Source organism: Streptomyces canus (assembly GCF_030815415.1).
GTDB lineage: Bacteria > Actinomycetota > Actinomycetes > Streptomycetales > Streptomycetaceae > Streptomyces > Streptomyces canus_F.
The window spans coordinates 2,945,936-2,965,605 of the sequence record NZ_JAUSWW010000001.1 but is presented as its reverse complement, the minus strand read 5'-3'; the positions used below and the strand labels follow the sequence as shown (position 1 = coordinate 2,965,605).

15 protein-coding genes and 1 pseudogene are annotated in these 19,670 nt (G+C 69.9%); 8 read left to right on the top strand and 8 right to left on the bottom strand.

Going from position 1 to position 19,670, the window contains the following annotated elements; all coding sequences use genetic code 11:
- Positions 1-68 precede the first annotated feature (68 nt).
- The 3 genes from QF037_RS13585 to QF037_RS13575 all read right to left on the bottom strand — a co-directional run bounded on the left by QF037_RS13585 (position 69) and on the right by QF037_RS13575 (position 3,591).
- On the bottom strand, positions 69-1,013 hold the full coding sequence (locus QF037_RS13585) for a sucrase ferredoxin (RefSeq protein ID WP_307024989.1): 945 nt from the start codon (positions 1,011-1,013) through the stop codon (positions 69-71).
- 57 nt (positions 1,014-1,070) lie between these two features.
- On the bottom strand, positions 1,071-2,324 hold the full coding sequence (locus QF037_RS13580; RefSeq protein ID WP_307024987.1) for a citrate synthase: 1,254 nt from the start codon (positions 2,322-2,324) through the stop codon (positions 1,071-1,073).
- Positions 2,325-2,424: 100 nt separating this feature from the next.
- Entirely contained in the window at positions 2,425-3,591 is a 1,167-nt protein-coding gene (locus tag QF037_RS13575) for a citrate synthase (RefSeq protein ID WP_307024985.1), read from the bottom strand.
- A gap of 198 nt (positions 3,592-3,789) precedes the next feature.
- Here QF037_RS13575 and QF037_RS13570 point away from each other — a divergent pair, with 198 nt between their 5' ends.
- The gene (locus QF037_RS13570) at positions 3,790-4,779 is read left to right on the top strand and encodes a pirin family protein (protein WP_307024983.1); all 990 of its coding nucleotides are present in this window, start codon (positions 3,790-3,792) and stop codon (positions 4,777-4,779) included.
- Between the two features lie 22 nt (positions 4,780-4,801).
- Positions 4,802-5,140: a GNAT family N-acetyltransferase gene (locus QF037_RS13565; RefSeq protein WP_307024981.1), complete on the top strand. Its 339-nt coding sequence runs from the start codon at positions 4,802-4,804 to the stop codon at positions 5,138-5,140.
- Positions 5,141-5,253: 113 nt separating this feature from the next.
- Here the strand turns inward: QF037_RS13565 and QF037_RS13560 are convergent.
- Both QF037_RS13560 and QF037_RS13555 read right to left on the bottom strand, forming a co-directional pair.
- A pseudogene (locus tag QF037_RS13560) lies at positions 5,254-5,976 on the bottom strand (NADPH-dependent F420 reductase); the annotation flags it as partial.
- Between the two features lie 13 nt (positions 5,977-5,989).
- Positions 5,990-7,021 carry an LLM class flavin-dependent oxidoreductase gene (locus QF037_RS13555; protein WP_307024979.1) on the bottom strand — a complete coding sequence of 344 codons (1,032 nt, stop codon included), beginning with the start codon at positions 7,019-7,021 and terminating at the stop codon, positions 5,990-5,992.
- A gap of 454 nt (positions 7,022-7,475) precedes the next feature.
- On the opposite strand from QF037_RS13555, the gene QF037_RS13550 reads away from it, so the two are divergent.
- The 3 genes from QF037_RS13550 to QF037_RS13540 all read left to right on the top strand — a co-directional run bounded on the left by QF037_RS13550 (position 7,476) and on the right by QF037_RS13540 (position 11,468).
- A complete protein-coding gene (locus QF037_RS13550) occupies positions 7,476-9,215 on the top strand; it encodes a pyruvate dehydrogenase (RefSeq protein ID WP_307024977.1) in 1,740 nt (579 codons plus the stop codon).
- A 33-nt stretch (positions 9,216-9,248) separates the two neighbouring features.
- A complete protein-coding gene (locus tag QF037_RS13545) occupies positions 9,249-10,901 on the top strand; it encodes an NAD-dependent malic enzyme (RefSeq protein WP_307024975.1) in 1,653 nt (550 codons plus the stop codon).
- 99 nt (positions 10,902-11,000) lie between these two features.
- Positions 11,001-11,468, top strand: a complete 468-nt coding sequence (locus QF037_RS13540; protein ID WP_307024972.1) for a MarR family winged helix-turn-helix transcriptional regulator — start codon at positions 11,001-11,003, stop codon at positions 11,466-11,468.
- 194 nt (positions 11,469-11,662) lie between these two features.
- On the opposite strand, the gene QF037_RS13535 is transcribed toward QF037_RS13540, so the two are convergent.
- Together QF037_RS13535 and QF037_RS13530 are read right to left on the bottom strand one after the other, a co-directional pair.
- Complete coding sequence (locus tag QF037_RS13535) at positions 11,663-11,899, bottom strand: hypothetical protein (RefSeq protein ID WP_307024969.1); 237 nt, start codon at positions 11,897-11,899, stop codon at positions 11,663-11,665.
- Between the two features lie 144 nt (positions 11,900-12,043).
- On the bottom strand, positions 12,044-12,589 hold the full coding sequence (locus QF037_RS13530) for a DUF6082 family protein (RefSeq protein WP_307024966.1): 546 nt from the start codon (positions 12,587-12,589) through the stop codon (positions 12,044-12,046).
- Positions 12,590-12,910: 321 nt separating this feature from the next.
- Here QF037_RS13530 and QF037_RS13525 point away from each other — a divergent pair, with 321 nt between their 5' ends.
- Positions 12,911-13,975: a CobW family GTP-binding protein gene (locus QF037_RS13525; protein WP_307024964.1), complete on the top strand. Its 1,065-nt coding sequence runs from the start codon at positions 12,911-12,913 to the stop codon at positions 13,973-13,975.
- Here QF037_RS13525 and QF037_RS13520 read toward each other — a convergent pair.
- A complete protein-coding gene (locus tag QF037_RS13520; RefSeq protein WP_307024962.1) occupies positions 13,972-16,431 on the bottom strand; it encodes a DNA gyrase/topoisomerase IV subunit A in 2,460 nt (819 codons plus the stop codon). The two genes, QF037_RS13525 and QF037_RS13520, sit on opposite strands and share 4 nt — an antisense overlap.
- A 315-nt stretch (positions 16,432-16,746) precedes the next feature.
- Between QF037_RS13520 and QF037_RS13515 the strand changes: the two genes are divergently transcribed.
- Positions 16,747-18,141: a M16 family metallopeptidase gene (locus QF037_RS13515; RefSeq protein ID WP_307024960.1), complete on the top strand. Its 1,395-nt coding sequence runs from the start codon at positions 16,747-16,749 to the stop codon at positions 18,139-18,141.
- On the top strand, positions 18,138-19,526 hold the full coding sequence (locus tag QF037_RS13510) for a M16 family metallopeptidase (protein WP_307024958.1): 1,389 nt from the start codon (positions 18,138-18,140) through the stop codon (positions 19,524-19,526). The genes QF037_RS13515 and QF037_RS13510 overlap by 4 nt, the downstream gene beginning before the upstream one ends.
- Positions 19,527-19,670 lie beyond the last annotated feature (144 nt).

Sequence of the window (19,670 nt, the reverse complement as noted above, 5' to 3'; positions counted from 1 at the left end):
GGCGTGGATCTCTTGATCAACACATGGAGGCCGTACGACCGTCATCGCACGGAAGTCGTACGCCCAGGTCAGCTCGCCAGCGCTGTCGACGGTGCCAGCTCGCGCACCGCCACCACGTCCATCCGCGCGGGCGAGCCCAGCACCGACGTCCCGCAGCTCTCCGCGCGGGGCGGCAGGGACGCGCTCTGGGCCACGGCGACCCGCCAGTGGCGTCCGTCGACATGCGCGACGGTCACCTCCCAGCGCGGAGCCGCGCCGTCCATCCGTACGACGCTCAGCGCGTCCGCCGCGTACTCGCCCGCCGCTGTTCGCACTGCCAGCTCCGCCGCCTGGCCGGGCCGCTCCCAGGCCGAGCCTCCGCGGCAGCCCTCCACGACGATCCGTCCGTCCTGGACGCTGTGCAGGATCTCCTTGACGGCGTGGGCCCCGACCCGGCCGTACGCGTAGCCGTACGGCAGGACGAGCAGCGTCGGCGAGAAGCGATGTCCACCCAGATGGGTGACCTCCCAGACCCCGTCGACCCCGGAGGCGGACAGCTCGGCGGCCAGGGGCCGGCCGAGGAGTGCGCAGCAGCGGTCGCGCTTGCCGTTGGTGCAGACGAGGGCGAGCGGGTCACCTGTGTGGGGCCGTCCGTCGAGCGCTGAACCGAAGCTGTCGTGGTCACCGGCGCCCAGCGCGGCGAAGTCGAGATCGAGCAGGCGCCGTGGGTCGCGGACCTCGGCGCTGTGCAGCCAGACGTTCCCGGGAGCCGTGTGGGACGCGTACACCCGGCGCACGGACGGTGTGCCGCAGTCCGCGTGCCGCCCCGGGCGGCGAATGAGCGCAATCCGTACGCCCGTGCCCTTCGCCGCCCGTTCCACGGCGCGGCCCAGCGCGGGGTCCAGATGGCTCGAGGTGAGCGCATGCGCGCCCCACGGACCGGGCTGTTCGAGGAGCAGCCAGGTCTTCGCGGTCGCCGCGGTCCCGGAAATGGGCTCGTCGAGGTCGCGGGAGACGGATGCACACGTACTCACAGAGGTGAGCCTAACCTGACTTGGCTCGGGGCGACTTCCGGCGGTGCCGGTGTCCCGCTACGGCAGCGCTTGAGGTGGCTTGTTGCCTACGTAGAGACCGCTCGGCCGCATGCGCAGCGGGCGTTCGCCGTACTCCTCCAGGGTGTGGGCGATCCAGCCCGCCGTACGGGCGACAGCGAAGATCGTCTCGCCCGCAGTGGCGAGCATCCCGGAGGAGGCGGTGAGCACGGCGAGGGCCAGGTCCACGTTGGCGTGCAGCGGGGTGTGGCGGGCGGTGGTGGCCACCACGTCGCGGGCCGCGGCGAGGGCGGGTGCCGCGCGGGGGATCTCCTCCAGGAGGCCGAACAGGGCACGCGCGCGTGGGTCCTCGCCCGGGTAGAGCCGGTGGCCCAGTCCCGGGATGCGGCGCCCGGCCCGCAGCTCGTCCGCGATCACGGGGCCCGCGTCGCCGCGGTCGAGCACGTCCAGCAGCAGTCGGTGGGCGAGCCCGCTGGCCGCGCCGTGCAGCGGGCCCTCGAGCACGCCGAGCCCGGCGGAGACGGCCGCGTAGGCGTGTGCGCGGGCCGAGGCGGCGACCCGCACGGCGAGGGTGGAGGCGGCCAGGTCGTGGTCGACGAGCAGGCCCAGAGCGGTGTCCAGGGCGCGCAGGGACGCCTCGTCGGGCTTGCGCGCGCTGAGCCGCGCCCACAGGCGCTCGGCCAGCGAGCCCTCGTCGCGGTGGCCGATCCGCACCGGTGGCAGGGCGGCGACGAGGGTGGGGATGAGGATGCGCGCGGTGCCCAGTACGGCGCTCTCGGACAGGTCGAAGCGCAGCGGGTCCGCGGTCGCGGCGGCGATCGCCGCGACCCGCAACCGGTCGGTGGGCGAGGTGTGTTCGGGCAGCGCGTCGACGGCTCGTCGGGCGACGGAGACGGAGGTGTCGGGGGCCGTGAACGCCGTGCCGGGAAGCATCCGCCCCGTCCACAGCCACTCGGCGATCTCCTCGTAGGAATGGCGCGCGGCCAGTTCGGTCGCGTCGACGCCCCGGAAGTAGTACCGGTCCGTGTCGATGAGCGTGATGCGGGTCCGCACGGACAGTTCGCCGCCGGAGCCCGAACTCCCGCCGCTGTCCCGCCTGTTGCGCCGGGCGAGCGCCTGCACCTCCTTGGCGTCGAAGGTGCTGCCGCGGCCGCCTGGCACCCGTCGGCTGCCGAGCTGACCGCGGCTCACATAGGCGTAGACGGTCTCGGGCTTCACGCCGAGCAGCTCGGCGGCCTCCTTGGTGGTCAGCCGCCGTCCCTCGAGGTCGGGAAGGGGTTCGTGATCGCTCATGAGGTCACCGTATCGGCGCTGAGTGAATGTTGATTCAATCAATAGTGACGACGTTTGAGTCATCCATGCACAGGCGAATCCATTCCAGGGAGGAGACATGTCAGGCCATCGTCGGCACCGCCACCGGCGGTTCAGGCCCCACGTACCGCGCCGCGGGACGGATGATCTTCGAGTCCTCTGCCTGTTCGAGGATGTTCGCTCCCCAGCCGACCACTCGCGCCGCCGCGAACGTCGGGGTGAACATCTGCCGTGGAAGGCCGCACAGTTCCATGACCACGCCCGCGTAGAACTCGACGTTGGTGTGGAGTTCACGGCCGGGCTTGAGCTCCGCCAGGATCGCCTCCACGCGCTGTTCGACCTCGGTCGCGAAGTCGACCAGCGGGCCGCCGAACTGTTCCGCGATGCCACGCAGCATGCGGGAACGGGGATCCTCGGTGCGGTAGACAGGGTGGCCGAAGCCCATGATGCGGTCCCCTGCAAGGACGTGTTGCCTGATCCACGGGTCGATACGGTCCCGGCTGCCGATCGCGTCCAGCGTGTCCAGCGCGCGGCTCGGAGCGCCGCCGTGGAGGGGACCGGAGAGTGCCCCCACCGCGCCGACCAGGGCGGCCGCCACGTCCGCCCCGGTCGATGCGATCACTCTCGCCGTGAACGTTGATGCGTTGAATCCATGGTCAATGGTCGAGATCAAGTACTGCTCGATCGCCCTCGCCCGGTCCGCGTCCGGTTCCGAACCGGTCAGCATGTAGAGGTAGTTCGCGGCGTACGGCAGATCCGTCCGCGGTTCCACCGGTTCGAGGCCCTGCCCGAGCCGGTACAGCGCCGTCAGCAGCGTCGGTATGGCGGCCGCGGCCGCGACCGTGTCCGCGCGCCGCTGGTCGGCGTCGATGTCGTACACCGGCCGGAACCCCTTCGAGGCCCCGAGCAGGGACAGTGCGGTCCGTAGACCGGCGAGCGGGCCGGAAGCGCCGCTCGCCGCGGCGAGGGCGGGAAGTACGGCGCGCACGTCCTCGGGCAGACGACGGAGTTCCGCTGTCTGCGCCGTGAACGCGGACAGTTGCGCAGCCTCCGGCAGGTCGCCGTGGACCATCAAGTACCAGACGTCCTCGAAGCCGCGGGTCCGCGCGAGGTCGACAGCCGAGTACTGGCGATAGTGATAAAAGCCCTCCAGCCCTCTGACGTCACCAAGGGCCGTGTCGGTGACGACGACACCCGCGAGGCCTCGCGGCACGTTGACCGTGGTGGACCCGGTCTGGTTGATCGGCATGTTCCCTCCTTGGACTTGATTCGACTGTCCATGCTTGACTGATTCTCTGTCAATATTGACTGAATCAATATATGGAGGGGTGCCGTGTCGTCTGTGAGGGGTCGAGGCCGGCTATCGCACGCGGCTCTGCTGGGCGACGGCTGTGCGATCATGGCATGATAGTTGATGCAGCAACTAGATTCGTGGGAGGTGGTCTCGGTGAGCAACGTGGAAGCCGAGTCGGCAGTGATGAGATGCGGGGCACCGGTCGACGACGTACGGCCGGCCGGGGCGCCTCGGGTCGACGTGCTCTCCGCGCGGGACGTGCCCCTGGGGGGACCGCGGTCGATGACGGTGCGGCGGACGCTGCCGCAGCGGGACCGGACGCTGATCGGAGCCTGGTGCTTCGCCGACCACTACGGTCCCGACCAGGTCGCCGACAGGGGCGGCATGGCGCTGCCGCCGCACCCGCACACCGGGCTGCAGACGGTGACCTGGCTGTTCGGCGGGGAGGTCGAGCACCGCGACACGCTCGGCACCCACGCCGTGGTGCGCCCCGGCGAGATCAACCTCATGACCGGCGGATACGGCATCGCCCACTCGGAGGTCTCCACCCCGCGCACGACCGTCGTCCACGGCGTGCAGCTGTGGGTGGCGCTGCCGGAAGAGCACCGGAACGCCGACCGGGACTTCCAGCACCATGCGCCCCGTCCGGTGCGGACCCAGGGGGCCGAGATCAGGGTCTTCCTCGGCTCGCTCGCCGGTGAGGTCTCCCCGGTGCGGACGTTCACGCCGCTGCTCGGCGCCGAGATCGTCCTCGAACCGGGTATGACGATCACTCTCTCCGTGGACGCCGAGTTCGAGCACGGTGTTCTCGTGGACAGCGGGGACGTCCGTGTGGCCGACACCCTGCTGCACCGGGCGGAGCTGGGCTATGTCCCGCCGGGCGCCGACGCGTTGACGCTCACGAACGAGTCGGACGGTCCGGCGCGGGCGATTCTGCTCGGCGGCACGCCGTTCGAGGAGGAGATCGTCATGTGGTGGAACTTCATCGGCCGCACCCACGAGGACATCGCCAAGGCCCGCGAGGACTGGGAGACCTCCTCCGAACGCTTCGGCACCATCGAGAGCTTTCCCGGCGGCCGCCTTCCCGCGCCCGCCCTGCCCAACGCCACGATCAGGCCGCGCCGCAACCCTCCGCGTTGCTGACCTCCCTCGGAACGGTCCCCTCATGAGCCGGCCTTCTGCTGATCCGGTCGTCGAGCGCGTGGACGCACACCATCGGTACGAGATCGTGGTCGACGGCAAGCGCGCCGGCCTGACCGAGTACCGCGACCACGGTGAGCAGCGTGTGTTCTTCCATACGGAGGTCGACGACGCCTACGCCGGACAAGGCCTGGCCGCACAACTGGTGCGCCAGGCGCTCACCGACACGCACGCCTCAGGCAAGCGGATCGTGCCGGTCTGCCCCTACGTGGCCAAGTTCCTGAAGAAACATGACGAGTTTGCCGACATCGCCGACCCGGTGACTCCCGAGGTCCTGCGGTGGCTGGAGGCTCACCTGGACTGACCTGTCGGCGACTGCCCTCTCGAGCTTCTGTTGATGCGTCATCTAAATCCATCGAATGTGGATGACACGTCAAGCAGGTGAGCGAGGTCGGTGCGGCTGAGACGTTCCGATGCCTACGACGGCTCAGGCGCCGGTTCAGCGAGGGTGGCCCGTGCGCCGGCGACGGCCCGTCCGCGCTCCGACTCGGGGAAACGGTCGAGCATCGCGCGCAGCTCCTCGGCGTCGACGTTGGCGCCGAACGGCTCGGTGCCCGGCTCCAGCTGTACCCCCGAGGCCAGCGGGCCCGCGACGACGGGGTCGAAGCCGAAGTCGTCGACCAAGTGCGAGACGGTGATGAGGTCCTCGGGGTCGTCACCGGCGATGGCGATGGCTTTGCGGCCAGGGATGCCGGTAGGCCGGGACCCTTCCTCGAGGTCGTGGTAGCCCATGTGGTTGAAGGCCTTGACCACGCGCGCGCCGGACAGGAACTCCTGCACGATCTCGCTCGACGAGGTGCGCGGGTCGGTGAGGTCGGCGCGGATGCCGTCGATCTCCCACCAGTAGTTCATCGCGTCGATGACGAGCTTGCCCTCCAGGGCCCCCGCCGGAACGCTCCGGTACTTGCCGAGGGGGAGGGCCAGGACGACGACGTCCGCCTCCGCCGCCGCCTGCACCGCGGTGACCGGGACCGCGCCGGGGGTGAGAACTTCGACGGTGAGGGCGATCCTGTCGGGGTCGCCCGACCCGGCGATGAGCACGCGGTAGCCGGCCGCACGGGCCAGCCGTGCGGGCACGGTGCCGACCTTTCCCGCGCCCAGGATGCCGACCGTTGCTACGCCTGTGCTGGTCATGTCTGTTCCGTTCGGGGTGTCAGGCGGTGAGGAGGTCGCGGACCATCGGGAGGACCTTCGTGCCGTACAGCTCGACGGCGCGCAGCCGGGCGCTGATCGGCTGCGCCCCGGTGGTGTAGATGAGGTCGAACCGGCCGACGCCGAGTGCCTTGATGGCGCCGGCCATCTTGCGGGCCACCGTCTCGGGGGAGCCGATGTAGAGGGAGCCGTGCTCGATCTCGTTCGCGTACTCCTCCTTGCTGACCGGCGGCCAGCCGCGCAGCGCGCCGATACGGTCACGGATGACCTTGTAGTGCGGCCAGTGCAGTTCGCGGGCCTCTTCGTCCGTGTCGGCGATGAAGCCCGGCGAGTGCATGCCGACCGGGTGGGCGGTGGTGCCGAACTTGTCGCTGGCGCGCTGGTAGAGGTCGATGTAGGGCGCGAAGCGCTCCGGGCTGCCGCCGATGATGGCGATCATGAGCGGGAAGCCGTAGTGCGCGGTGCGGATGACCGACTGGGGCGAGCCGCCGACACCGACCCAGGTGGTCAGCTGCCCGGACTCGGTCCTGGGGAAGACGTCGGCGTTGTCGAGAGCGGCCCGCTTGGTGCCGCTCCAGGTGACGGGCTTCTCCTCCAGCAGGTTGGCGAAGAGTTCGATCTTCTCCTCGAACAGCACGTCGTAATCGCTCAGGTCGTATCCGAAGAGGGGGAACGACTCGGTGAAGGAGCCGCGTCCCAGGATGACCTCGGCCCGGCCGTTCGAGAGCGCGTCCACGGTCGAGAACCGCTGGAAGACCCGGACCGGATCGTCGGAGCTCAGCACCGTCACGCCGGACGACAGACGGATCCGCTCCGTGCGCGTGGCGATGCCGGCGAGAACGGTCTCCGGGGTCGAGATCGCGTACTCGGGGCGGTGGTGCTCGCCGAGGGCGATGACGTCGACGCCGACTTCCTCCGCGAGAACGGCCTCGTCGACGACCTGCCGGATGGCCCGCGCGTCGGACACCGGAGTGCCGGAGTCGTCCTCCGGTACGTCGCCGAACGTGTCCAGGCCGAAGACGAGATCAGACATGGCTGGGTTCCTTCGTGAGTAGGTGTTGCGCGCCAGGGGTGGCTGCGCGGCACCAACGGTTGACGTGTCAATGGTGGCCCGCTCTAATTGATGTGTCAACTAAAGGAGTGAAGCGATGGATGGGTCACGCGAGGCGCTGCCCAGCACCGACTACGCCCTTCTCCTCGCCCTGTGTGAGGCGGAGGGGCGCCGACCGCGTCCCTCCGTGCTGGCCTCCCGCATCGGCCGGCAGCGCAGCCGCCTCTCGCATCATCTCCGGCGTAAGGAGCGGCGAGGGCTCGTACGGCGCGCGGAGTGCGCCGCCGACAGCCGGGGTGCCGAGGTGACGCTGCGGACGGGGCTGGAGTCGTTTGCGGGGCGCCTGACATCGGTTTCCAGGCTGGATGCGTCAACAAAATCGGAATGGGTAGGCGCCGGACGACACGGCGTACAGCTCACGAGGAGAAGCCCGGCGATGCGAAACGTGACCGTAGCCCATCAGATGGTGGACATCCTGCGCCAGGCGGGCGTGGAGCGGATCTACGGAGTGGTGGGCGACAGCCTGAACCCCGTGGTCGACGCGGTGCGGCGCACCGACGGCATCGAGTGGGTGCACGTACGCAACGAGGAAGCCGCCGCGTTCGCCGCGTCGGCGGAGGCACAGCTGACCGGCAAGCTCGCGGTGTGTGCGGGAAGCTGCGGCCCCGGCAACACTCACCTGATCCAGGGGTTGTACGACGCGCACCGCTCCGGCGCGCCCGTGCTGGCGATCGCTTCGCACATCCCCTCGCACCAGATCGGCACCGGCTTCTTCCAGGAGACGCACCCCGAGCGCGTGTTCACCGACTGCAGCGACTACTGCGAGATGATCAGCACCCCCGAGCAGATGCCCCGCGTACTGCGGATCGCCCTGCAGCGCGCCCTCGGGCACAGCGCGGTCTCGGTGCTCATCGTCCCAGGCGATGTCACCCACGCCCAGGCGACCCAACCGACCGGGAGCAGTGACCTGGTCACCGAGCGCGGCCGTGTGGTCCCCCCGGACACGCAGGTGCAGGCCCTGGCCGAGAAGCTGAACGCGGCGCGGAAGGTGATGCTGTTCGCCGGCGCCGGAGTCCGGGACGCGCACGCCGAGGTCATGGCACTCGCCGAGAAGGCCGCCGCCCCCGTCGGGCACACGCTGCGCGGCAAGGAGTGGATCCAGTTCGACAACCCCTATGACGTCGGCATGAGCGGACTGCTGGGCTACGGGGCGTGCTTCGACGCGATGCACGAGGCCGACCTGGTCGTCCTGCTGGGTACGGACTTCCCGTACAACGACTTCCTGCCGCAGGCGCGGACCGTACAGATCGATCATGACGCGGGCCGCCTGGGCCGCCGTACGGTGCTGGAGCTCGGTGTCCACGGCGACGTACGGGAGACGCTGCGCGCGGTGCTGCCGCTGGTGGAGGCGAAGCGGGACCGTTCCTATCTGGACCGCAGCCTGCGCGAGCACGCCAAATCCCTGGAGACGGTGGTCGGCGCCTATACGCGCGACGTCGAGCGGCACCTCCCGATCCACCCCGAGTACGCGGCCTCCGTCCTGGACGAACTCGCCGCCGACGACGCCGTGTTCACCGTCGACACCGGCATGTCCAACGTGTGGGCGGCCCGCTATCTGACCCCCAACGGGCGGCGCCGGGTGATCGGTTCCTTCCTGCACGGCACCATGGCCAACGCGCTGCCGCACGCCATCGGCGCGCAGTTCGCCGACCGCGGCCGCCAGGTGATCTCGATGTCGGGCGACGGCGGGCTCGGCATGCTGATGGGCGAACTGCTCACCGCGAAGTTGCACGACCTGCCGGTGAAGACGATCGTGTTCAACAACTCCTCCCTCGGGATGGTGAAGTTGGAGATGCTGGTCGACGGACTGCCCGACTACGAGACCGACCACGAGCCGGTGGACTTCGCGGCGATCGCCCGCGGCGCCGGCATCGCGGGGATCCGTGTCGAACGGCCCGAGGACGTCACCGCCGGCCTCAAGCAGGCCTTCGCCCACGACGGCCCCTTCCTGGTCGACCTGGTGACCGACCCCAACGCGCTGTCGATCCCGCCGCACATCTCGGCCGGTCAGGTGAAGGGTTTCGCGTTCGCGGCAGGTCGGACCGTGCTCGACGGAGGGGTCGGCAAGATGCTGGACCTGGCGCGCGCCAACCTGCGCAACATCCCCCGCCCCTGAAGCCCGCCCACCGTGGACCTGTGAGGAAGCGTCATGACGTCGACCAACCCGGCCTCCGCCCGCGGGGCGGCCCTGCTCGCCGACCCGCTGCTCAACAAGGGCACCGCCTTCAGTCCGCAAGAACGCGCCGAACTCGGCCTGGACGGGCTGCTGCCGCCCGCGACGGAGAGCCTTGAGGAACAGGCGGACCGGGCGTACAAGGCGTTCCTCGCGTACGACAAACCGCTCAACCGGCACATCTACCTGCGCCAGCTCCAGGACACCAACGAGGTGCTCTTCTACGACCTGCTCACCCGCCACCTGGAGGAGATGCTGCCGGTCGTCTACACCCCGACGGTAGGCGAGGCGTGCCGACGCTTCAGCCAGATCTACCGCAGGCCGCGCGGTCTGTTCCTGACCTACGAGGACCGCCACCGCTTCAGGGAGATCCTGCGCAACCGGCCCAACCCCGAGGTCGACGTTATCGTCGTCACCGACGGCCAGCGCATCCTGGGCCTGGGCGACCAGGGGGTGGGCGGCATGGGCATCCCGATCGGCAAGCTCAGCCTCTACACCGCCATCGGCGGCATCCACCCGGCACGCACCCTGCCGATCCTGCTCGACGCCGGCACCGACAACGAGCAGCTGCTGACCGGCGAGCACTATCTCGGCCGCAGGCAGCACCGCGTCACCGGGGACGCCTACGACGAGATGATCGAGGCGTTCGTGTCCGCCGTGGAGGCCGAACTGCCCGGGACCCTCCTTCAGTGGGAGGACTTCGCGACCGCGCACGCCCGCCCGATTCTCGGCCGCTACCAGGACCGGCTGCTGACGTTCAACGACGACATCCAGGGCACCGCGGCCGTGGCACTCGGCGCGCTGTCCACCGCCACGAAGGTTGCCGGGACGCGGCTGACCGACCACCGCCTCGTGGTCCTCGGCGCGGGGTCGGCGGCGATCGGGGTCGCCGACATGATCCGCACCGCGCTCGTCGAGGAAGGCCTCTCCGAGCAGCAGGCGGCCGACCGCTTCTGGTTCGTCGACATCGACGGCCTGCTGGTGCGCTCCCGCACCGACCTCACTCCCGAGCAGCGGGTCTACGCGCGCGATGACGCGGAGGTACGACAGTGGGGTGGGCGCGATCTGGCGCAGGTCGTGGACGAGGTGAAGCCGACGGTGCTGATCGGGCTGTCCACCGCGCACGGCGCGTTCACCGAGGAGATCGTGCGGACGATGGCCGAAGCCTGTGACCGGCCGGTGATCCTTCCGCTGTCCAACCCGACCTCGAACGCCGAGGCCGAGCCGGCCGACCTCGCCCGCTGGACCGACGGCAGGGCGCTGATCGCCGCGGGTTCGCCCTTCCCGCCGCTGAAGGTGGACGGGCGGGAGGTGCCGGTCGCTCAGGCCAACAACGTCTACGTCTTCCCCGCCGTCGGCCTGGCCGTGGCCGCCTGCCGGGCCTCCCGGGTGACCGACCGCATGATGGTGGCCGCGGCGCGGGCCGTGGGGGAGTGCGCGGTTCGAGCGGGCACGGACGGGGCCACCCCGTTGCTGCCACCGCTGGCGGGCATGCGGGAGGCGGCCCGCGAGATCGCCGTGGCCGTGGCCGAGGCCGCGGTGGAGGACGGGGTGGCCCCCCGGGCCACGGAGGCCGAGCTGCGCGACGCGATCTCGGCGACGCAGTGGACACCGCGATACGCGTCCTGACCACGAGGTTTCGGACGCTGTGCATGTGCTCGTGCTGCTGTTCGGAGGGTCGCCCTTCACCAAGCTGGATGACTTATCAACTCCTTTACACTCGCTTGTATGGATGACGAGGTGCGGTGGTTGACGGCGGAGGAGCAGCACGCCTGGCGGAGCTTTGTCCGACTGCACGAGCGGCTGGTGGGCCGTCTGTCACGCATGCTGCAGAGCGAGTCGAAACTCTCGGCCGCGGACTTCGCCGTACTGGTCAACCTGACGGATGTGCCGGAAGGCCGGCAGCGTTACCAGGATCTGTCCCGGGCGCTGGAGTGGGAGAAGAGCCGGATGTCCCACCACATCGCGCGGATGGCCGGACGAGGGCTGGTGATCCGCGAGGAGTGCCCCGAAGACGCGCGAGGAGCATTCGTGGTGATCACGGACGCCGGGCGGGCGGCGATCGCGGCGGCGGCTCCGATGCATGTCGAGGCCGTGCGAGAGCTGTTCCTGGACCATGTCACCCCGGCGGAGCTGCGGACGCTGGCCGACATCTCCGACCGGGTGGTGGCGAAGCTGGACGAGGACCCCGCCTGATCGACCGCAGGGCCTTCGCGGCATGACATGCGTGTGGCCTGGTGCCGTTCTGGCGCCAGGCCTCATCGAGGGAGATCGAGCAGGGACGGGGTGACGGGCTGCTCGCCGGTGGGCGCCCGGGACGCTTCTTGGTGAGGTGCGGCCGGGCGGGGCTCTTTCACGTGACGAGTCCGGTGCGGACGCGTGCCCGTGGTTCAGGCGTCGGGGATGTCCGCTTTGGCGCGGATCAGGGTCTCCCGGCTCACGATGACGATGCGTTCGTAGTCGGCACGGGAGGCATCGGCGGGGAGTTCACGCTCAAGCGCCTCGGTGGCTTCGGTTCCGATGACGGCGAAGTTGCCATCGCTCAGCTCGAACACGTCCGGGCAGCTGGCGCCCGTGTTGGAGCCTCGGGCGCTTGGAGGCACACCGATGCGGCGCACGATTTTCAAGGGGTATCGGTCCTTCGCTGTGTGGGGCACAGTGCTGGCAGAACCGTACTGGGGTTGATGAGTGCTACGCGTTCATGCGGCCAAAGTCGCAGGCTCGTGTTGTCGGGGCGACTGAGCGAGATGATGCGGCAGGGCGGGCGGGGATCACTCGGACGGAGGGTTGCCCACCACCCACCACTCGTCGGTGTCCGCCTCGTCCAGGTCCCGTACGAGACCGTCGATCATGCGCCCGACGCGTGCCTCGTCGGACGACTGCTTCAGGTTCGCCCGCTGGGCCTTCGACGCGTCCCAGTACTCACGGAACAGCGAATTCTGCAGCAACTCGCGCATGGCTATGTACAGCTCCTCCTGGTCCAGGACCTCGGCTCGGAACAGATGGAACAGGTAGGCGTACCACGCGTTGGCGTAGAGGAACTGGCGACGCTTCGCCGCCGGGATGCTCTTGTCGTACGTGTCGATCACCGCGAAGAGGGTGGGGTCGTCGATCGCCCTGGACAGCAGCTCCCAGTGCATGCGCTGCTGATGCGCGTACCCCTTGCGCCGAACCGCCAGCGCTTGGAGTTCCAGTCGCCTCTCGTCCAGCCGGGTCGCGTCGAGGCGCCGTTGGCGTGCTGCCATCGTCACCGTGGCAGCCAGGAGCGCGAGCGTGGCGGAGCTCAGCCTCCCCGCGAAGTGCCTAAGTGTGGCCATGTCAACCCCCGAATCAGGCGGCCGTCCGCCGGTCGTCGGGGTGCGGGTCGACGGAAGGGGACCGGCGAGCGATGGGCGGCGCTTGCCGTCTCCCAGAATGCCGAGCGGCTCTGATCGGCGGGGAGGCGGAGAGGAGGCGCACGGAAGGAAGCGAGGGTCGCACGAACCGGCGCCTTGCCCAACGTCTGCCCCGCAAGTGCTGCTAACAATCGTTCACTTCGCGGTGATTCTTCCGGCTCGTATCCTGGTCCGGCATTCAATCCTCGTACGTGCGCCGGGCCCACGATCCGGTGCACGCGTCGGTGTCAGAGAGGTCGCACGTTGAGTCAGCCGAGTCGCCCCCTTCGGCAGATCCCGGTCGTCGTACTTGCCGGATTCCTCGGTTCCGGCAAGACCACCCTCCTCAACCATCTCCTGCACCGCAGCGGAGGCAGTCGTATCGGTGCGATCGTCAATGACTTCGGGGCCATCGAGATCGACGCCATGGCCGTCGCGGGCGCCCTGGGCGACTCCACCGTCTCCCTCGGCAACGGCTGCCTGTGCTGCGCCGTCGACGTCGGCGAGCTGGACGAGTACCTCGCACGGCTGGCCCGTCCGGACACCGGCATCGATGTGATCGTCATCGAGGCCAGCGGACTCGCCGAACCCCAGGAACTCGTGCGCATGGTGCTCGCGAGCGAGCATCCGGGGATCGTCTACGGCGGACTCGTCGAGGTCGTCGACGCCGCCGAGTTCGACGACACCCGAGCCAAGCACCCCGAGATCGACCGGCATCTCGCCCTCGCCGACCTCGTCGTGGTCAACAAGCTCGACCGGGCGGCCGACGGCGAGCGCGTCCTCGGACTCGTACGGTCCCTCGTCGACCGTGCCGCCGTCGTGCCCGCCGCCTACGGCCGCATCGACCCGGAGTTCCTCTTCGACTGCCGGCCCGGCGAGGAGCGGATCGGGCAGCTCTCCTTCGACGACCTGCACCACCACGAGGACGACCCGCACGACGGCCATCTGCACGCCGCGTACGAGAGCCTCTCCTTCGTCTCCGAGACGCCGCTCGACCCGCGCCGGCTGATGCGGTTCCTCGACAGTCGGCCCGAGGGGCTGTACCGGATCAAGGGGTACGTCGACTTCGGCGCGTACGACACCCAAAACCGTTACGCCGTCCATGCCGTCGGGCGGTTCCTGCGCTTCTACCCGGAACCCTGGCCGGCGGACGCCGAGCGCCTCAGCCAGCTGGTTCTCATCGGCTCCGGGATCGACGTGCCCGGACTCGGCAAGGAACTGGGGGAGTGCGCGAGCGACGCCCCGCACACCGCCGACGAGCACGGAATGTGGGGCGTCCTGCGCTACGTACAGGATCCCGAAGCAGACCTTCAGGACCCCGCGTTCTAGACCGGTCCCGCCACCACCGACACCGTCTTCGCCAGCGACACACCCGAACCGTCGCGGCGCGGGTCGATCTCCGGCAGGTCCGCCGGTGTGCCGTTCTTCTGCGCGGCGCGGGCCGGTACGGGACCCGCCCAGGCCAGGGACAGGCAGTCCTCGCCCTTCAGGAACCGCTGGCAGCGGACGCCGCCGGTGGCGCGGCCCTTGCGCGGATACTGGTCGAACGGGGTCAGCTTCGCCGTCGTCTGGACGGAGTCGTCCAGCGTGCCGCGCGAGCCCGCGACCGTGAAGACGACCGCGTCCACCGCCGGGTCCACCGCGGTGAAGGAGATGACCTTCGCGCCGTCCGTGAGCTTGACGCCGGCCATGCCTCCCGCGGGCCGGCCCTGCGGGCGGACCTGCGCGGCCTGATAGCGCAGCAACTGCGCGTCGTCCGTGATGAAGACCAGGTCCTCCTCACCGGTGCGCAGCTCGACCGCGCCGACGATCCGGTCACCGTCCTTCAGCGTGATGACCTCCAACTCCTCCTTGTTGGACGGATAGTCGGGCACCACACGCTTGACGACACCCTGCTCGGTGCCGAGCGCCAGACCCGGCGACGACTCGTCGAGGGTCATCAGGCAGACCAGCGTCTCGCCGTCCACCAGGGAGACGAACTCCGTCAGCGGAGCCCCTCCGGCGAGGTTCGGCGCCGACGCCGTATCCGGCAGTTGCGGCAGGTCGATGACGCTGATCCGCAGCAGCCGGCCGCTCGACGTCACCGCCCCCACCTCACCGCGCGCGGTCGCCGGGACCGCCGAGACGATCACGTCGTGCTTCACGCGCCGGCTGTCCGCGTCCTCCGGGAAGGGCTCACCGTTCGCCGTACGGGCCAGCAGACCCGTCGAGGACAGCAGCACCCGGCACGGGTCGTCTGCCACCTGCAGCGGAACACCGGCCGCCGGGGCGACCGCTCCCGCCTCCAGCAGGACCGTACGCCGGTCGGTGCCGAACTTCTTGGCCACCGCGGCCAGTTCGGTGGAGACCAGCTTGCGCAGCTCGGTGTCCGAGTCGAGGATGCGGGTCAGCTCCTCGATCTCCGCGTTGAGCCGGTCCTTCTCGGACTCCAGCTCGATGCGGTCGAACTTGGTGAGACGGCGCAGCGGCGTGTCCAGGATGTACTGCGTCTGGATCTCGCTCAGCGAGAAGCGCTCCATCAGGCGCTGCTTGGCCTGCGCGGAGTTGTCGCTGGAGCGGATGAGGCGGATGACCTCGTCGATGTCGACGAGCGCCGTGAGCAGGCCCTCCACCAGGTGCAGACGGTCACGGCGCTTGGTGCGGCGGAACTCGCTGCGCCGGCGCACGACCTCGAAGCGGTGGTCGAGGTAGACCTCCAGGAGCTCCTTGAGGCCCAGCGTCAGCGGCTGGCCGTCGACCAGCGCGACGTTGTTGATGCCGAAGGACTCCTCCATCGGCGTCAGCTTGTACAGCTGCTCCAGGACCGCCTCCGGCACGAAGCCGTTCTTGATCTCGATGACCAGACGCAGGCCGTGCGCGCGGTCGGTGAGGTCCTTGACGTCGGCGATGCCCTGGATCTTCTTCGAGCCGACCAGGTCCTTGATCTTGGCGATGACCTTCTCCGGGCCGACCGCGAAGGGAAGCTCGGTGATGACCAGACCCTTGCGGCGGGCCGTGACGGTGTCCACCGACACCGTGGCGCGGATCTTGAAGGTGCCGCGGCCCGTCTCGTAGGCGTCCCGGATGCCGGCCAGACCGACGATCCGGCCGCCGGTGGGCAGGTCGGGGCCGGGGACGTACTTCATCAGGGTCTCGAGATCCGCGTTGGGATGGCGGATCAGATGGCGGGCGGCCGCGATGACCTCGGAGAGGTTGTGCGGGGGCATGTTCGTGGCCATGCCGACCGCGATGCCCGAGGCGCCGTTCACCAGCAGGTTCGGGAACGCGGCGGGCAGCGCCACCGGCTCCTGCTCCTGGCCGTCGTAGTTGGGGGCGAAGTCGACCGTGTCCTCGTCGATCGACTCGGTCATCAGGCTCGTCGCCTCGGCCTGGCGGCACTCGGTGTACCGCATGGCGGCCGGCGGGTCGTCGTTGCCCAGCGAACCGAAGTTGCCGTGGCCGTCGACCAGGGGCACGCGCATGGAGAAGGGCTGGGCCATGCGCACCAGGGCGTCGTAGATCGACGCGTCGCCGTGCGGGTGGAGCTTGCCCATGACCTCGCCGACGACACGGGCGCACTTCACATAGCCGCGGTCGGGGCGCAGGCCCATCTCGTTCATCTGGTAGACGATGCGGCGGTGCACCGGCTTGAGGCCGTCACGGGCGTCCGGCAGGGCGCGGGAGTAGATGACCGAGTACGCGTACTCGAGGAAGGAGCCCTGCATCTCGTCGACGACGTCGATGTCGAGGATCTTCTCCTCGAACGAGTCGTCGGGCGGCGGGGTCTTCGTGCTACGGCGGGCCATCGCTGCCGGCTCCTCTTTTCTGGTCGCTCGCCTTCGGGTCGCGCCCCTTCGGCTCACTCTTGCTGAAGCGTGAACGGGATCTGACGCGGACCATTGTGGACCGTGGCACTGACAACGCGGACGACGCCCCGGCGTCAGCCGTCCCGCCGTGTGTTCACCCGTACGGCGCGCGGCCCCCGCCCGCAGGCTACGGGATCTCGCTGTCGGCGTACGACCACCGGGAACTTCACCGGCGCTCCGCACGCTTGCATACAGTGGCAGGACCGGCAGAAAAACGCGGTTCAGATCAACCGCACCGCGATCGAAGGGACGTACATGCCCATGGGTCACACGGCCACAGACCAGGCAGGCACCGGAGGCCTGACAGCAACGGAGCACCGCCTGGCCAACGGGCTGCGCGTGGTGCTCTCCGAGGACCATCTGACCCCGGTCGCGGCGGTGTGCCTCTGGTACGACGTCGGCTCGCGTCACGAGGTCAAGGGCCGTACCGGCCTGGCTCACCTCTTCGAGCACCTGATGTTCCAGGGCTCCGGACAGGTCAAGGGCAACGGCCACTTCGAGCTCGTCCAGGGCGCGGGCGGCTCGCTCAACGGCACCACGAGCTTCGAGCGCACCAACTACTTCGAGACCATGCCCACCCACCAGCTGGAGCTCGCCCTCTGGCTGGAGGCCGACCGCATGGGCTCGCTGCTCGCCGCCCTCGACGACGAGTCGATGGAGAACCAGCGGGACGTCGTCAAGAACGAGCGCCGGCAGCGCTACGACAACGTGCCCTACGGCACGGCGTTCGAGAAGCTGACCGCCCTCGCCTACCCCGAGGGCCACCCGTACCACCACACGCCGATCGGTTCGATGGCCGACCTGGACGCGGCCACGCTGGAGGACGCGCGCGCGTTCTTCCGGACGTACTACGCACCCAACAACGCGGTGCTGTCCGTGGTCGGCGACATCGACCCCGAGCAGACGCTCGCCTGGATCGAGAAGTACTTCGGCTCGATCGCGTCCCACGACGGCAAGCCCGCCCCGCGCGACGGCTCGCTGCCGGAGATCATCGGCGAGCAGCTGCGCGAGGTCGTCGAGGAAGAGGTCCCCGCGCGCGCGTTGATGGCGGCCTACCGGCTGCCGCACGACGGCACGCGCGAGGCCGACGCGGCCGACCTGGCGCTCACCGTCCTCGGCGGCGGCGAGTCCTCCCGCCTCTACAACCGGCTGGTACGCCGCGACCGTACGGCCGTCGCCGCCGGCTTCGGCCTGCTGCGGCTCGCCGGGGCGCCCTCCCTGGGGTGGCTGGACGTGAAGACGTCCGGTGACGTCGAGGTGCCGGTCATCGAGGCGGCGATCGACGAGGAGCTCGCCCGGTTCGCCGCGGAGGGCCCCACGGCCGAGGAAATGGAGCGTGCCCAGGCCCAGTTGGAGCGCGAGTGGCTGGACCGGCTCGGCACCGTCGCGGGCCGCGCCGACGAACTGTGCCGCTACGCCGTCCTGTTCGGCGACCCGCAGCTCGCCCTCACCGCCGTCAACCGGGTGCTCGAAGTGAGCGCCGAGGAAGTGCAGGCGGTCGCCAAGGCTTGCCTGCGTCCCGACAACCGCGCGGTGCTCGTCTACGAGCCCGTCTCCGCGGAGACCGCCGAGGACGCGGATCCCCCGGAGGACCCCGAGGCCGAGGCCACCGTCGAGGCCGGCGACAAGAACGAGGAGGCGGCCAAGTGACCGAGCTCGCCACGATGGAGTTCCACCCCCGGCCGCAGGCGGGCGAGGCGCGGCCGTGGGCCTTCCCGGCCCCCGAGCGCGGCACGCTCGACAACGGCCTGACGGTCCTGCGCTGCCACCGCCCCGGCCAGCAGGTCGTCGCCGTCGAGGTGCTCCTCGACGCCCCGCTGGACGCCGAGCCGGCCGGCCTGGACGGCGTCGCCACGATCATGGCGCGGGCCTTCTCGGAGGGCACCGACAAGCACACCGCCGAGGAGTTCGCCGCCGAGCTGGAGCGGGCCGGCGCCACTCTCGACGCCCACGCCGACCACCCCGGCGTACGGCTGAGCCTCGAGGTCCCGGCGTCGCGTCTGCCCAAGGCGCTCGGTCTGCTGGCCGACGCCCTCAGGGCGCCCGCGTTCGCGGACAGCGAGGTCGAACGCCTTGTCACCAACCGCCTCGACGAGATCCCGCACGAGCTGGCCAACCCCTCCCGCCGGGCCGCCAAGGAGCTCTCCAGGACCCTGTTCCCGGCGGACCTGCGCATGTCCCGCCCGCGCCAGGGCACCGAGGAGACCGTCCAGAACATCGACTCCGCGGCCGTACGCGCCTTCTACGAGAAGCACGTCCGCCCGGCCACCGGCACCGTCGTGGTCGTCGGTGACCTGACCGGCATCGACCTGGACGCGCTGCTCGCCGACACCCTCGGCTCGTGGACCGGCTCCCAGGCCGAGCCGCGTCCGGTGCCGCCGATCACCGCCGACGACACGGGCCGTGTCGTCATCGTGGACCGCCCCGGCGCCGTCCAGACGCAGCTGCTGATCGGCCGTATCGGCGCCGACCGGCACGACCGTGTGTGGGCCGCGCAGGTGCTCGGCACGTACTGCCTCGGCGGCACCCTCACCTCTCGCCTGGACCGCGTCCTGCGTGAGGAGAAGGGCTACACCTACGGTGTGCGCTCGTTCGGGCAGGTCCTCAGGTCCGTCCCCGACGGAACCGGCGCCGCGATGCTCGCCATCAGCGGCTCCGTCGACACCCCGAACACCGGTCCGGCCCTGGAGGACCTGTGGACGGTCCTGCGCACCCTTGCCGCCGAGGGGCTGACCGACGCCGAGCGGGACGTCGCCGTGCAGAACCTCGTCGGCGTGGCCCCGCTGAAGTACGAGACCGCGGCGGCCGTCGCGAGCACGCTGGCCGACCAGGTCGAGCAGCACCTGCCCGACGACTACCAGGCCACGCTGTACCGGCAGCTCGCCGCGACCGGCACCGTGGAGGCCACCGCGGCGGCCGTCAACGCCTTCCCGGTGGACCGGCTGGTGACGATCCTGGTCGGCGACGCGTCCGCCATCAAGGAGCCCGTGGAGGCGCTCGGAATCGGTGAAGTGAGCGTCGTGTCCGCCGAGTAGCGCCACGCGCGTGAAGGGGCCCTGGTGACTGACGTGTCACCAGGGCCCCTTAATGTCCGAATTAGGGGAGAGGTTGCCTGTCTGCCCTGTGGCATGCGCTACAAAACCCCTGATCCGTTTGGGGATTGAAAGTCGCCCCGCTTA

Bases quoted from the DNA above. Each gene is read 5' to 3' on its own strand.
- QF037_RS13545 (WP_307024975.1), top strand. From the start codon at position 9,249: ATGACGTCGACCAACCCGGCCTCCGCCCGCGGGGCGGCCCTGCTCGCC.
- QF037_RS13565 (WP_307024981.1), top strand. From the start codon at position 4,802: ATGAGCCGGCCTTCTGCTGATCCGGTCGTCGAGCGCGTGGACGCACAC.
- QF037_RS13540 (WP_307024972.1), top strand. From the start codon at position 11,001: ATGGATGACGAGGTGCGGTGGTTGACGGCGGAGGAGCAGCACGCCTGG.
- QF037_RS13515 (WP_307024960.1), top strand. From the start codon at position 16,747: ATGCCCATGGGTCACACGGCCACAGACCAGGCAGGCACCGGAGGCCTG.
- QF037_RS13550 (WP_307024977.1), top strand. From the start codon at position 7,476: ATGCGAAACGTGACCGTAGCCCATCAGATGGTGGACATCCTGCGCCAG.
- QF037_RS13555 (WP_307024979.1), bottom strand. From the start codon at position 7,021: ATGTCTGATCTCGTCTTCGGCCTGGACACGTTCGGCGACGTACCGGAG.
- QF037_RS13530 (WP_307024966.1), bottom strand. From the start codon at position 12,589: ATGGCCACACTTAGGCACTTCGCGGGGAGGCTGAGCTCCGCCACGCTC.
- QF037_RS13580 (WP_307024987.1), bottom strand. From the start codon at position 2,324: ATGAGCGATCACGAACCCCTTCCCGACCTCGAGGGACGGCGGCTGACC.
- QF037_RS13575 (WP_307024985.1), bottom strand. From the start codon at position 3,591: ATGCCGATCAACCAGACCGGGTCCACCACGGTCAACGTGCCGCGAGGC.
- QF037_RS13520 (WP_307024962.1), bottom strand. From the start codon at position 16,431: ATGGCCCGCCGTAGCACGAAGACCCCGCCGCCCGACGACTCGTTCGAG.